Source organism: Chitinophagaceae bacterium (genome assembly GCA_016717285.1).
Taxonomy (GTDB): domain Bacteria; phylum Bacteroidota; class Bacteroidia; order Chitinophagales; family UBA10324; genus JACCZZ01.
Genome location: JADKFU010000005.1, coordinates 1,713,892 through 1,729,803 on the forward strand (window position 1 = coordinate 1,713,892; position 15,912 = coordinate 1,729,803).

The window sequence follows — 15,912 nt, forward strand, 5'->3', positions numbered from 1 at the left end:
CGATGACCGCATACTGCCTTCCTTTTTTAAAGCATTTCTTATTTATTTCCTGGTAAGTATAAATTGAGTATGATAAATGTCTCCATTCGCGTTTACGATCACAAAATAAATACCTGCAGGAAGCCTATCATTAAGGAACAAATCTTCAGAGACAGTATGTTCAGAAAAAAGTGATTTATTACTCCAAACGATTTCTCCAAGCATATTCCTTATTTCCATTTCGTAATTGCCTGATTCTTTTGTGCCGAGACTCAACCTCACATGCAAGTCATTGCTTGTCGGATTAGGATATAATAACCAGGATGCATCACTTTTAATTTCAACCAATGCTTCATCGTCCTTGCAGTTGCTGGTGATCACCATGATGTTTGATGTAGAGGAACAACCATTTGAGTTCGTGACGACGCAAGTGTAATTTCCTGCAACGCTGGCAACATAACTTGAGGCGGTGGCGCCGGAAATCGTTATGCCCTCTTTCTTCCATTGATACGTTAAACCGGTGCCGGTGTTGGCATTGATTGTTTTTGTCTGACCGGAACAAATATTGGCACTGCCAGAAATGTTTATTGAAGCGGTGGGAGCACTATTCGCTGTAATGCTAACCGTACCACTTGTTTTACTGCAACCATGTATATCGGTTATTTTTACTTTGTATGAAGCAGTGGCAGTAGGTGAATAGTTTTGGTTTGTTGCCCCAGCCTGATCGGTGGAACCTTTGATCCATTGATAGCTATAAGGACCTGCTAAAGTGGTTAAATAAGTGGTACTGTTATTTGCACAAAAAGTAGCCGGACCAACAATGGTAACTGAAGGCGTGGGAGGAATCCACTCGTCAACTGTTACCGGTGCAGAGGTGCCGGAACAACCACTCGCATTTGTTACAGTTACAGTAAAGGTTCCTGACGCCGTGATTGGATTGGTTTGTGTTGTTTTACTGTTAGACCAGTTATAAGATGAATAGCCACTTCCGGCATCTAAGGTTACCGAACCACCATCACAGAATTGAATGGGTCCCTGAGCGGTGATTACAGGTGTTGGCAGTGCTGTAAGCGTTGTTGTTTTAGGAGCCGATGTTCCGGGGCATCCATTAACATCTGTAACAGTCACGGTATAGCTATTGGAAGTAGTCGAAATTATGGAAGATGCAGTTGATCCTGTAGACCAACTATAAGTAACAAAGGTGCCGCATGTTAACGTTACGGAGCTTCCCTGACAAACGATGCCTGAACCTGCAATTACAGGAACAGGATTGTTATTAATGGTGATGGTAAGCGCGGTAGCTGTTTTAGAACAACCATGAATATCTGTAATAATCACCTTATAACTACCACCGGAAGTCGGAGTATAGTTTTGTAAGGTTGCTCCGGCAATATCCAGTGAAGATTTTTGCCATTGATAACCATAACCTCCAATTGTGGTCAGAAACACACCGGCATTCGCGCAGAAAGTAGTAGCGCCCGTACTGGTTGAAACTACAGGTGTAGGAGGAATCCATTCATCAACGGTTACAGGAGTTGAAGTTCCGGAACAACCATTCGCATTGGTAACAGTAACAGTGTAAGTGCCGGAAGAATTAATAACATTGGTTTGTGTGAATTTTGAATTGGACCAGCTATAGCTGTTATAACCGCTTCCTGCATCTAATGTTACCGAACCTCCGTCACAGAATTGAATGGGTCCCTGAGCAGTTATTACAGGTGTTGGTAATGGAACCACAGTAGTAGTCTTGGGAGCGGACGTACCTACACATCCATTGGCATCGGTAACAGTAACGGTGTAATCACCTGCTGCTCCCGGAGTTATGCTGGCTGCAACTGATCCTGTAGACCATAGATATGCATTGAAAGTACCACAGCTAAGCAAGGTGGTGAAGCCGTTGCAAATGGTTGAAGTTCCGGTGATGACAGGTACAGGATTCGAAAGAATAGTGATGGAAAATGAAACAGAAGTAGCCTGACAGCCATGCAAATCAATTACAGTTACCTTATAGCTGCCACTTGAAGTGGGGGTATAATTCTTTGCCGTCGCGCCTGCAATATCAACACCTGATTTTTGCCATTGATAAGCAGTGCCCGAAATGGTGGTAAGATAAACACCTGTATTGGCGCAGAATGTTGTTGCTCCAATACTTGTAACGATAGTTGGTATTTCAGGTACCCATTCTGTAACAGTAACAGCAGAAGCGGTACCACTGCAGGAGTTGGAATTGGTGACAGTAACCGAATAGGATCCTGATCCGGTGATGTTAACGGAGGAAGTATTTTTTCCGTTTGACCAGTTATAAGTCGAATAGCCAGAACCCGCATCAAGTGTTACACTTCCACCGTCACAAAATGAGGTAGGTCCTTGAGCGGTAATTACTGGTTGAGGCAATGGATTTACAACAATTGTTTTCGCAAGTGACACTGCAGAACATCCATCCTGATCTGTACCGACTACCGTGTAATTTCCAGCAATTGACACCGGAATGGATGAAGTAGTCTGTCCTGTAGACCAGAGATAAGAATTATAGCCTGCAGTAGCATTAAGCGTTGTGCTTTGTCCGATGCAGATCGAAGTGCCACCCGTTGTTGAAATTACAGGCACTGCGGCACTATTTACAGTTACTGAAAAATTATCTGAGGTTTTTGTGCATCCATGAACATCATTGATCGTCACCTTGTAAACAGTGCTGGTTGAAGTGGGACTATAGCTTTGGTTGGTTGCACCGGTAAGAACGGTACTACCTTTTTTCCATTGATAACTATAGCCTGGAATGGTGGATAATACAGAAGGATTTTCTACGCAATAAGTTGATGGGCCGGACAAACTCAAAGTTGGAACGGCAGGTTCCCAAACAGTAAGATTAACTGGCGCTGAGGTTCCGTAACAATTGTTCGCATCTTTAACAGTTACAGTGATGTTTCCTTCCAAGTTTGCTGTGATCGATTGACCTACTTTTCCGTTCGACCATGTATAATTATTAAATCCAACAGGTGCATTCAGAGTTACGCTTTGATCATAACAAAATGATGTTGATCCTACAGGCGTAATGACAGGTTGCGGCATTGGGTTGGAAGGATTTAAATTTTCATCAATCAAACCATTGCAGTTATTATCGATTCCATCGCAAATCTCAGTGGCGCCGGGTTTGATGCTCGCGTTATTATCTGCGCAATCTGTTTTGGAGGTAACCACACCGGCAGGCGGAAAGCAATAAGCAGTTCCCGGATCACTCGAAGACCCATATGTATCACCATCAGCATCCACGTAATAAGTAACCTTTCCAATTGCAGAAGGATCATTATTGTCTGACAGACCATCACAATCTTCATCAAGGCCGTTCGCATCGCAAAATTCTGTGGCGCCAGGATGAATAGCAGGATTATTGTCATTACAATCATTCTGGTTAGGTGCTTTTCCTAATGGCGGATTACAATAAAGAATTCCTGAACCGCCTGTTGAGCCATACCCGTCATTGTCTGCATCGGGATAATAATTCATTTTACCAACCACGGATGCATCATTATCGTCTGAGAGGCCGTCACAATCTTCATCAAGATCGTTGGCATCACAAATTTCGGTTCCGGCTGGATTGATTGAGCTGTTTGCATCATTGCAATCGGTTTTGTTGCTCACTTTTCCTACAGGCTGATTACACCATGCGCTTCCGGTAGCATTCAATGCACCGTATCCATCCAGATCTGCATCTGGATAGTATAGAATTTTTCCGATAGCCGAAGGATCTGCGTCATCTCCCAAGCCATCACAGTCTTCATCCACATCATTTGCATCGCAAATTTCAGTGGCAGAAGGTTTGATCGCAGCATTATTGTCATTGCAATCAGAGTGGTTCGTAACGAGATTTAAAGGAGCATCACAAAATCCACTTCCTGATCCAGATGATGTGCCAAAGCCATCAAGATCAATATCAGCATAATATAGAATCTTACCTGTCGCTGTTAGATCCAGATCATCTGATAATCCATTGCAATTTTCATCCACATTGTTTTCATCACATATTTCTGCGGCAGCAGGATTGACGGAAGCTACCCCATCATTGCAATCGTCATGGCTGGTAACAACTCCTGCGGGTGGAGCACAAAAGGCAATACCCGGAGCGGTAAGTGAACCATAACCATCATTATCTGCATCCGCGTAATAAACGATTTTTCCTAGTGCTAATGGGTCAGCATCGTCAGACAGACCGTTGCAATTTTCATCTATATGGTTAGCATCGCAGATCTCAATAGCTGTTGGTTTTACTGAGCTATTTGCATCGTTACAATCATTGTTACTGGCAACTTCACCTGAAGGTGGACTACAGTATTTTGTTCCCGGATTATTAGCTGCACCAAAACCATCCATATCGGCATCAGGATAATAGAGTACTGAACCAAGTACACCCGGATCATTATCATCGCTAAGTCCGTTGCAGTTTTCATCAATGTGGTTGGCGTCACAAATTTCACTTGCAAAAGGATTGACCAGGTTATTGGCATCATTACAATCTGTGTGATTTAAAACTTTTCCTGCAGGTGCACTACAGTAAGTTGTGCCCGGATCAGTTGCATCACCAAAGCCATCCATATCCAAATCTTTGTAATATAGAGTTGAACCTGCAATTGTTGGATCGGCATTGTCGATAAAGCCATTGCAGTTATCATCAATAGTATTGTCACAAAGCTCAACTACAGACGGATTAATTTCGCTGTTACTATCATTACAATCAGTGTTATCGATTACCAGTTCCGCAGGAGGATGGCAATAAGCTGTTCCTGAAATAGCAGTTGCTCCATAACCATCATGATCGGCGTCCGGGTAATACAAAGCTTGTCCGAAAACAGAAACATCATTGTCATCTGCAACTCCATCGCAATCTTCATCTACCATGTTTGCATCACATATTTCACTGGCTGCAGGATTCACCAATCCATTTGCATCGTTGCAATCATTATTTGAAACAGCAACACCCGCAGGAGGATGACAATAAGCAGTTCCTGCTGCTGCCACACTTCCATAGCCATCATTGTCAGCATCAGTATAATAAATAATCTTTCCAGAAGCCAGGGTATCCTGGTTATCTGCCAGACCGTTGCAGTTTTCATCTATTGAATTTGCATCACAAATTTCCTGAGCAACCGGATTAATGGCGTCATTTTCATCATTGCAATCCGTGTTGTTTGAAACAAATCCTGCCGGAGGGAAGCAATAAGCAGTTCCTGTAGCAAGAGCTGAACCATAACCGTCATTATCTGCATCTATGTAATAAGATAAAAGTCCAATTGCTGAAGGATCGGCATTGTCAGCAAGACCATTGCAATCTTCATCAATATTATTAGCACTGCAGATTTCCTGGGCACCTGGATGAATGGCGCTGTTGGCATCATTGCAGTCGGTGTTATTGATAGTCATTCCTGCAGGAGGCGTGCAAAATAAAGAAGCGGTGGATGTGGAGGAGCCATATCCGTCAAGGTCTTCATCCAAATAAAAATTTGACTGTCCAAATACAGTTACAGGATCAGACAATTTAAAGCAACCACTTACATTGGTCACTTTTACTGTATAAGTACCATTAATGGTAGCGATGAAATTACTATCCGTTGCACCCGAGATGATCACGTCATTGCGGTACCATTGCCAGGTATAATTAGCACCACCTGAAGCACCGAGTGTAACAGTTCCTTCACAGATATTTAAATTGCCATTATTTAATGCTGTTATTACAGCAGCGGGCAGGTTAAGACTGATTAATGAAATACCATTTGAAGTGGTGGAACAACCAAAACCGTTGGATGCAACAGCAGTAACTGTAGTAGTTTCATACTTGAGTGTATAAGTGGCGTTGGATTGACCGGCTATTGAATTGGGATTTGAGCCTTTGTACCATTTATAGGAAGTGATGTTATTTCCGGAAGCGGTGAGGGTAATAGAATCGCATTTACATCCTGTTAGTGGTCCACCTGCAGTAATAATAATTGTAGGTGCATTTTCATCAACAACTCCATCGCAATTATTATCAAGGCCATCGCAAATATCAATGGCTGCAGGGTTAATAGCTGCATTACCGTCAGCACAATCATTATGGCTCAAAGCAACACCTGCCGGAGGAATACAGTAAGCAGTTCCTGAAGAGGAGGCACTTCCATAACTGTCGTTGTCAGCATCGGGATAATAGGTAACTTTTCCGATGGCAGAAGGATCAGCATTGTCGGCCAGGCCGTTGCAATTTTCGTCAATAGCATTGGCATCACAGATTTCAAGAGCATCTGGCTTAACTAAACTATTTTCATCATTGCAATCGGTGTTATTTGAAACAAGGCCTTCGGGGGCAAAACAAGAAAGTGTTCCAGTTGCAAGAGCTGAACCGTAACCGTCATTATCTGAATCTATATAATAATATAATCGGCCCATTGTTGCCGGATCGAAATTGTCAGCGAGTCCATTACAATCTTCATCAATGAAGTTTGTACTGCAAACTTCCTGAGCACCCGGATGAATCGAATTAATGGAATCATTGCAATCAGTGTTATTGGGAGCCATTCCGGCAGGAGTTGTGCAAGCTAAAGAGGGCTCTGATGTGCGGGATCCATACCCGTCAAGGTCTTCATCCAAATAAAAATTTGACTGTCCAAATACAGTTACAGGATCAGACAATTTAAAGCAACCACTTACATTGGTCACTTTTACTGTATAAGTACCATTAATGGTAGCGATGAAATTACTATCCGTTGCACCCGAGATGATCACGTCATTGCGGTACCACTGCCAGGTATAATTAGCACCACCTGAAGCACCGAGTGTAACAGTTCCTTCACAGATATTTAAATTGCCATTATTTATTGCTGTTATTACAGCAGCGGGCAGGTTAAGACTGATTAATGAAATACCATTTGAAGTGGTGGAACAACCAAAACCGTTGGATGCAACAGCAGTAACTGTAGTAGTTTCATACTTGAGTGTATAAGTGGCGTTGGATTGACCGGCTATTGAATTGGGATTTGAGCCTTTGTACCATTTATAGGAGGTGATGTTATTTCCGGAAGCGGTGAGGGTAATAGAATCGCATTTACATCCTGTTAGTGGTCCACCTGCAGTAATAATAATTGTAGGTGCATTTTCATCAACAACTCCATCGCAATTATTATCAAGGCCATCGCAAATATCAATGGCCGCAGGGTTAATAGCTGCATTACCGTCAGCACAATCATTATGGCTCAAAGTAACACCTGCCGGAGGAATACAGTAAGCAGTTCCTGAAGAGGAGGCACTTCCATAACTGTCGTTGTCAGCATCGGGATAATAGGTAACTTTTCCGATGGCAGAAGGATCAGCATTGTCGGCCAGGCCGTTGCAATTTTCATCAATGGCATTAGCATCACATATTTCCTGAGCATTTGGTTTGATCGCGCTATTAGCATCATTACAATCTGAATGGTTTGAAACAAGCCCTGCAGGAGGAAAGCAATAAGAGGTTCCTGGAGCAACAGCGGAACCATAACCGTCATTATCCGCATCTATGTAATAAGTTAAAAGTCCAATGGCTGCCGGATCGGCATTGTCAGCGAGACCATTGCAGTTTTCATCTATGTTGTTAGCACTGCAGATTTCCTGGGCACCGGGATTAACCGCGCTGTTGGCATCATTGCAATCGGTATTATTATTCACCATTCCGGCAGGAGGGATACAAAAGGAAGAAGCAGTAGCTGTTGAAGAACCATACCCGTCAAGATCTGCATCTACATAAAAATTTGCTTGTCCAAACACTGTTACAGGATTGGAAATTTTATAACAACCGGTCACGTTGGTTACTTTAACCGTAATGACACCATTGCCGGTTGCAGTATAATTAATGCCGGTTGCACCTGCGATGGCAACATCATTCATGTACCACTGCCAGGTATAATTGGTACCACCTGTTGCAGCAAGCGTAACGGCTCCTGCGCATAAGTTCAGGTTGCCATTATTTAAAACAGTTATTGTAGAAGCGGGAGAATTAAGGGCGGTAAGCGAAATAATGTTTGAAGTGACAGTGCAACCAAAACCATTGGAGACCACAGCTTTAACTGTTGTGGTTTCGTAATTGAGATTATAGGTGGAGTTGGATTGTCCGGCAACTGAATTTGGATTTGAGCCTTTATACCATTTATAGGAAGTGATATTATTTCCCGTAGCGGTTAACGTAATAAAATCAGTTTTACATCCACTTAGTGAACCTGCCGCAGTAACCGTAACGCTAATTGCATTTTCATCAACTGTTCCATTGCAGTTATTATCAATGCCATCACAAATATCAGGCGCACCGGGGTTAATGTTAGCATTGCCATCAGCACAATCGTTGTGAGTTAAAGAAACACCGGCCGGAGGTTGGCAATAGGCAATACCGGACGCTGTTGCACTTCCATAACCATCATTGTCGGCATCGGCATAATAGGTAAGTTTTCCTATGGCACCGGGATCAGCATTATCGGCAAGACCATTGCAATTTTCATCTATGTTATTTGCACTGCAGATTTCCTGGACACCGGGATTAACCGAGCTGTTGGCATCATTGCAATCTGTATTATTGATAGATGTTCCCGGAGGAGGTGTGCAAAAAGTAGAAGCAGTAGCCGTTGAAGAACCATACCCGTCAAGATCTGCATCTACATAAAAATTTGCTTGTCCAAACACTGTTACAGGATTGGAAATTTTATAACAACCGGTCACGTTGGTTACTTTAACCGTAATGACACCATTGCCGGTTGCAGTATAATTAATGCCGGTTGCACCTGCGATGGCAACATCATTCATGTACCACTGCCAGGTATAATTGGTACCACCTGTTGCAGTAAGCGTAACGGGTCCTGCGCATAAGTTCAGGTTGCCATTATTTAAAACAGTTATTGTAGAAGCGGGAGAATTAAGGGCGGTAAGCGAAATAATGTTTGAAGTGACAGTGCAACCAAAACCATTGGAGACCACAGCTTTAACTGTTGTGGTTTCGTAATTGAGATTATAGGTGGAGTTGGATTGTCCGGCAACTGAATTTGGATTTGAGCCTTTATACCATTTATAGGAAGTGATATTATTTCCCGTAGCGGTTAACGTAATAAAATCAGTTTTACATCCACTTAGTGAACCTGCCGCAGTAACCGTAACGCTAATTGCATTTTCATCAACTGTTCCATTGCAGTTATTATCAATGCCATCACAAATATCAGGCGCACCGGGGTTAATGTTAGCATTGCCATCAGCACAATCGTTGTGAGTTAAAGAAACACCGGCCGGAGGTTGGCAATAGGCAATACCGGACGCTGTTGCACTTCCATAACCATCATTGTCGGCATCGGCATAATAGGTAAGTTTTCCTATGGCACCGGGATCAGCATTATCGGCAAGACCATTGCAATTTTCATCAATGTTATTAGCACTGCAGATTTCCTGGGTACCGGGATTAACCGCGCTGTTGGCATCGTTGCAATCTGTTTGGTTTGAAACGTAACCTGCTGGCGGCGTACAGTACACTGTTCCTGTAGCAATAGCAGAACCATAACCATCATTATCTGAATCGATGTAATAGGATGTTGCTCCAGTTGCAGAAGGATCAGCACTGTCCGCTAATCCATCGCAATCTTCATCGAGATGATTTGGATCGCAAACTTCGCTGGCAGCAGGATTTATTGATGCATTCGCATCATTACAATCAGTATGATTTAATGTAGTGGCCGCAGGTTGATCACAATATAGCGTTCCGGCATCTGAAAGATCACCAAATGCATCCAGATCAACATCTTTGTAATAAATGATCTTACCAATAGCATTTGCATCTGCATTGTCAGCCAGTCCATTGCAGTTTTCATCCACATTATTTAAATCACATATTTCCGTGGCATTAGGATTAATTGATGCGTTGTTATCGTTACAATCATTATGCGACGTAACGAGACCTGCGGGAGGGTTGCAATAAGCGGTTCCTATAGCAGATGCTGATCCGAAACCATCTAAATCTGCATCCACATAATAAATAATTGTTCCGATTGCTGATGGATCTGCTGCATCAATCAGCCCATCACAATCCTCATCTATCAGGCTTGCATTACAGAGCTCGTTAGCCATTGGATTAATTGCTGCATTGATATCATTGCAATCAGTATTATTGGTTACGGTCCATTCAGGAGCATTGCAGAATGGAGTTCCTGGAAGCAGAGAGTTACCAAAGCCGTCATGATCAGCATCTATGTAATAAATCTGCTTGCCTGTTACAGAAAGATCCAAATCATCTGCCAAACCATCACAATCTTCATCCGCATCATTGGCATCACAAATTTCACCTGCGGAAGGGTTTATAGATGCATTCGCATCATTACAATCCGTATGATTTAATGTAGTGGCTGCAGGCTGATCGCAATAAAAAGTGCCGGCATCAGCAAGACTTCCAAATCCGTCCAGGTCAACATCTTTGTAATAAATAATCTTACCGAGTGCAAGCGCATCGGCATTGTCCGCGAGGCCATTGCAATTTTCATCAATATTATTCACATCGCATATTTCTATGGCAGCCGGGTTAATGGTGATATTGTTATCGTTGCAATCGTTATGTGAACTCTGCAAACCCAAAGGAGGATGGCAATAGGCAGTTCCTGAACCAGCGCTGGTTCCATATCCGTCCAGATCTGCATCAGGGTAATAACTTATTTTTCCTGTGGCAGCAGGGTCCGCATCATCTGATAATCCGTTGCAATTTTCATCGATGCTGAACAGGTCACAAATTTCAACAGCTGTTGGAAAAATCGCAGCGTTCAGATCATTGCAATCAGTATGATTGGTAACGGTCCATGCCGGCGGATTGCAATAGGCTGTTCCAGGCAGAATGATACTTCCAAAACCATCATGATCAGCATCAATATAATAGGTCTGTTTCCCTGTTACTGAAGCATCAGCATCATCTGACAGTCCATCGCAATCTTCATCAACATCGTTGGCATCACAGATCTCCTGGCCATTAGGACGAACAGCACTGTTGGCATCATTGCAGTCTGTTTTATTGGTGATATACCAGGCAGGTGGATTACAATACAATGTTCCGCTTGATGTTGAGGAGCCAAATCCGTCATGGTCAGCATCCGGATAATAAACCATTTTACCTGTTACGCTTGCATCCGCATCATCTGACATTCCATCACAATCCTCATCTATATCATTGGCATCGCATACTTCCTGGGCTAAAGGATTTATGGACACATTGTTGTCGTTGCAATCATTGTTATTGGTCACAAATCCATTGGGTGCAATGCAATAAATTGTGCCCGCATCGGTGCTCGATCCGTATCCATCATGATCGGTATCAGCATAATACTTAGTAGTACATCCGGGAACCGACAGACTGATGTTACTTCCAACTTTGTAAATTTTAATACCCGTCAGCGTGATGGGGCCTCCGTTATACACCATGGTGCCTTGCTGAATTACATTCCCGTTGTTTTTTCGAACAGCCCAGGTAATCACCTGTCCAACCAATGGTTTGAATTGCTGAAGTCTTCTGAACGTAATATTAGTTGTACAGGAATCATATTGATTTGCCAATAGTACACCGCCGGCATAAAAATTTTTCACAAAGCAGGTTATATCATAATTAGTGCTGATGTCATTAATAGAAGCATCATTCCAGTCGAGGTAGCCATTTATTGCTCCAACAGGTGCTCCATCCGTAGGAGTTCCATTTCCAGGATTCTGATTAATTGAACAATACGCAAATGCGGGATAAGAACGGGCTAGAGAAAATCTTTCGAACGCCGGAGATACTTCCTCATCTAAAAATAACCCTCCGGTATTATTATGTGTCCGCTGATCCCAATACCATGCTCCACCCTGATTATAGACATTCACTGAATCATACCAATAAAATTTTTGAACCCAGCCAACAGTCACGTCTTTCTTGCCATTAATTCCTTCATTAAATGGAATACCTCTGGTCTTGTTGATGCCATACATATGGTAAATACTAAAAAGATCCCATATCAGGATAGGAAGACCTGTATTTGGGTCATTATAATCTGAATTAAGATTTACCAGATTGTCGCACCATTGCTCCTCGCGTGGAGAGTTGTTGATGGGTTTAATAATGATAGGGGCATTTTTTGCAGAAACAGCGGTAACCTGATTGGGCCACATCTGGGAGGTCAGTAAAGCGCCAAAAGCATTGTGTGAAACACCGATCAGGTAGACACGATTGCTGTCGGCAGAAATATTTTTTCTTAACCACTCAATTGTTTCTTTCAAACGTGCCTGCGTATACATTTTAACGACCCCTGATGTAGCTACAGGATTAGTAGTGGAGTACATATTATAATTCTCATTCCATCCGCTCCAATAAGAGTCAACCCCATTGGGCAGGCGGTCATCAATCTTTATCACGTTACAATCGGTACACACATTGATGCCTGAATTGGAAAATGGGTTATCATCTTTGTATTGTATATAAATGGATCGGTTGGTACTGTTGCCCACTTTAAAGACGGTAAAATTATGTGCATAAGAACCGGCATTGTTAAAAGCGGGAAAGTGACTGGCATTCTGGTTATTGCCCCACATAGCATATTCGTATCTAACCGAACCGTCTGTCTCATTATTTTGAAGCTGTAGAACTGCCTGCGGATCGGCAATTGTTTCGGCCACAGGTACTGCTAATGAATTTGCTGAGTTAATTAATGATTTATCCTCCACACCAGTACTCAGGTTGACGATTGTGACGGCATAATAATAGGAGGCATTGTTCGTGCAGGTTGCAACATATAAGCCACGGTCACTTGCTAAAGGGCTGCCGCTGTCAGTGATCTTGAAATAAAAACTTCCGGTATATAGCGATGCTTTCCGGACATTTTTTGCTGAGTTATCGCGAACATAACCCAAGAAAGTAGTAGCGTTGAGATTAGTGGCATTTAGAGGTGAAGTGGAACGGTAAACATTGTATTGCAGGTTTGTAGTGGTTGAATTTTTCCAGGTAAGAAACACCTGACCGTAACGATAAGTGGCCTGTAATTCACTTACTAAAAATGCATGGGCCGATTGAGTGAATAGGAGAAACAGGAGAATAAAAGCAAAACCTTGATTACGGAGTAGAAGTTTTATCATGGTGGGTTGGATTTATAGATGTATTTCACTACGACAGGTTAGTAATTAATGTTACATATTGGTAAGAATTGCTTGTATTTATGAGTTAACCATAAATATGGATAGGCTTTTCAGGTCAACATTAACAACCAGCAGCGAGACGGATTAAGATATTTTCACCTGAAATGGGTTAACAATAGTAGGTTACAAAAACTGCAACGGCAACGATTCCGCTGGTCGATCCACCCAGAATTTCCTACCGTAACCATAGCCTGTCGGTTATTCAATACGGTAAATCTTCCTTTTCTAAATCGTTTCTGACGGTTGGGGGAGTGGTTTTTTCAGGTGAATAACTATTTTTACCCGATTATTTTTTTCAAGACTCATTCATTTACCTTCGCTTTAAATTCATTCATCAACAACCCCATCCAACTACATGGATTTATTTGAAAAACTTCTTCAGAACAGAGGTCCGATAGGGCAGTACTCAAAAATTGCGCACGGTTATTTTTCTTTTCCAAAGCTCGAAGGCGAGATTGGAAACCGTATGATCTTCCGAGGTAAAGAGCGGATCATCTGGAGTTTAAATAATTATCTGGGCCTCGCCAATCATCCAGAAATCCGTAAAGCAGATGCTGATGCCACTGCACGCTGGGGATTGGCTTATCCAATGGGTGCACGTATGATGTCAGGCAATTCTGACCTGCATGAGCAGTTAGAGAAAGAACTGGCGAAGTTTGAAGGAAAAAAGGACGCGATACTTTTCAATTACGGTTACCAGGGAATTATGTCAGCAATTGATTGCCTGGTGGATCGCCGGGATATAATTGTGTACGATGCAGAATCTCATGCATGTATCATTGATGGTTTAAGGATGCACCTGGGGAAACGTTTCGTTTACGCTCATAACGATATCGAAAGTTGCGAAAAACAGTTACAACGTGCAACAGAACTCGCTAATGAATCCGGAGGCGCCATACTGGTAATTACTGAAGGCGTTTTTGGAATGGGTGGTGACCAGGGAAAACTGAAAGAGATCGTAGCGCTGAAGAAAAAATACAGTTTCCGGCTGATGGTGGATGACGCACACGGATTTGGAACCATGGGAAAAACAGGTGCCGGAACAGGAGAGGAGCAAGGCGTTCAGGATGACATTGACCTGTACTTTTCCACATTCGCAAAATCAATGGCAAGCATCGGCGCTTTTATGGCCGGTGATGAACAGGTAATTGAATACCTCCGGTATAATTCCCGTTCGCAAATTTTCGCCAAAGCTTTACCTATGCCTTTTGTAGTTGGAAATCTTAAGCGGCTTGAATTGTTGCAAACACAACCTGAACTGAAAGCAAAATTGTGGGAGAATGTAAATGCACTTCAGAAAGGGTTAAAAGAACGCGGTTTTGATATCGGACAATCCAACACACCCGTAACTCCGGTTTATTTCAAAGGATCTCCTTCTGAAGCAGCCAATATGATTATGGATATACGTGAGAATTACAACATTTTCTTATCGATAGTGGTGTATCCGGTAGTACCTAAAGGAGTGATGCTGTTACGTCTTACACCTACTGCCGTTCATACCATGCAAGACATAGATGAAACATTGAACTGTTTCACGGAAGTGGGCGAAAAATTAAAGGCAGGAACTTATCTGACACAGAAGTTAGTGGGAGTCGTATAGTTATTGCATTGCTTAATTGTAAAATTGTTTAATTGTTGATTGGCTGCGGACTTAGTTCGTGGCCAGTTTTTTTTCATACCAATTCTCTTTGTAAAAATGGCTAAATGATCAGATGGTTATATGGTGGTTAAATTGTTGAATTATTAAATTGCCATTTACCCATGAATTTAACCATCTGTTCCTGTCTATTTTAGGAGGATGCATTTTCCATTCATGGTGCGATAACGATCAAACATTTCAAACTCCTAAACATCTAAGCTCTTCAATATTTCAAACGATCGCCATCGCTGCCCCGATTCGTTGATAAAGCGTGTTGCTCACAGGAACCAATGGCAAGCGAACTATATTTTCGCAAATCCCCAATATGTTTAAAGCAGCTTTCACACCACCCGGACTTCCTTCTGCGAAGAACCATTCCATAAAATCGAGGAGCTTATAATGCGATTGTTGAGCGGCCGCGAAATTTCCATTGAGCGCTTCGGTTACCATCTCTGAAAAATCTGTAGGGAAAGCCTGTCCAACAACTGATATCACACCATCCATTCCAAAACCAATCATGGGCAACGTTATAATGTCATCGCCCGAAATCACCAGAAAGTCTTTCGGTTTCTCTTTAACAATTCGCATACATTGCGCAAAATTTCCGGAGGCTTCTTTCATTCCAATAAAACGCTCATGAGACTTAGCAAGCCTTATCGTCGTTTCTGCGGAAATATTAGAACTTGTTCTTCCGGGTACGTTATATAATAGTAAAGGAAGGTTGGATACTTCCGCAATTTTCATGAAATGCTGATAAATACCTTCCTGTGATGGCTTATTGTAATAAGGACTCACTGAAAGAATCGCATCAAATCCCGGGATGTCAAACTGTTTTACGGTTTCAACTACTTCTGCTGTATTATTTCCGCCAATGCCTGCAACCAGTGGGACTTTTCCATTTACAGATTTCGAAGAGAATTGCCATACCTCTTTTCTTTCTTCTTTTGTCAATGTGGCTGTTTCACCTGTTGTACCGAGTGAAACAAAATAATTTACACCATTGTCAATATTGAAATGAATAAGTTTATCAAGCGCTGTAAAATCTATGCTGCCATCCTTTTTGAAAGGAGTAATCAGTGCGACACCTGTTCCGCGGAATTTCTGGTGAATCATGTTTGAGG

Annotated in this window: 3 protein-coding genes; 1 reads left to right on the forward strand and 2 read right to left on the reverse strand. The window is 42.3% G+C overall.

Features of this window, described 5'->3' with window-relative positions:
- Positions 1-42: 42 nt before the first annotated feature.
- Positions 43-13,092 (reverse strand): T9SS type A sorting domain-containing protein, encoded by a 13,050-nt coding sequence (locus IPO83_16790; protein MBK9732911.1) that lies wholly within the window; start codon positions 13,090-13,092, stop codon positions 43-45.
- Positions 13,093-13,507: 415 nt separating this feature from the next.
- On the opposite strand from IPO83_16790, the gene IPO83_16795 reads away from it, so the two are divergent.
- Positions 13,508-14,752: an aminotransferase class I/II-fold pyridoxal phosphate-dependent enzyme gene (locus IPO83_16795; GenBank protein ID MBK9732912.1), complete on the forward strand. Its 1,245-nt coding sequence runs from the start codon at positions 13,508-13,510 to the stop codon at positions 14,750-14,752.
- A 270-nt stretch (positions 14,753-15,022) separates the two neighbouring features.
- Here the strand turns inward: IPO83_16795 and IPO83_16800 are convergent, their stop codons facing one another.
- The gene (locus IPO83_16800) at positions 15,023-15,904 is read right to left on the reverse strand and encodes a 4-hydroxy-tetrahydrodipicolinate synthase (protein ID MBK9732913.1); all 882 of its coding nucleotides are present in this window, start codon (positions 15,902-15,904) and stop codon (positions 15,023-15,025) included.
- Between the last annotated feature and the right edge of the window lie 8 nt (positions 15,905-15,912).

Bases quoted from the DNA above. Each gene is read 5' to 3' on its own strand.
- IPO83_16790 (MBK9732911.1), bottom strand. From the start codon at position 13,092: ATGATAAAACTTCTACTCCGTAATCAAGGTTTTGCTTTTATTCTCCTG.
- IPO83_16795 (MBK9732912.1), top strand. From the start codon at position 13,508: ATGGATTTATTTGAAAAACTTCTTCAGAACAGAGGTCCGATAGGGCAG.
- IPO83_16800 (MBK9732913.1), bottom strand. From the start codon at position 15,904: ATGATTCACCAGAAATTCCGCGGAACAGGTGTCGCACTGATTACTCCT.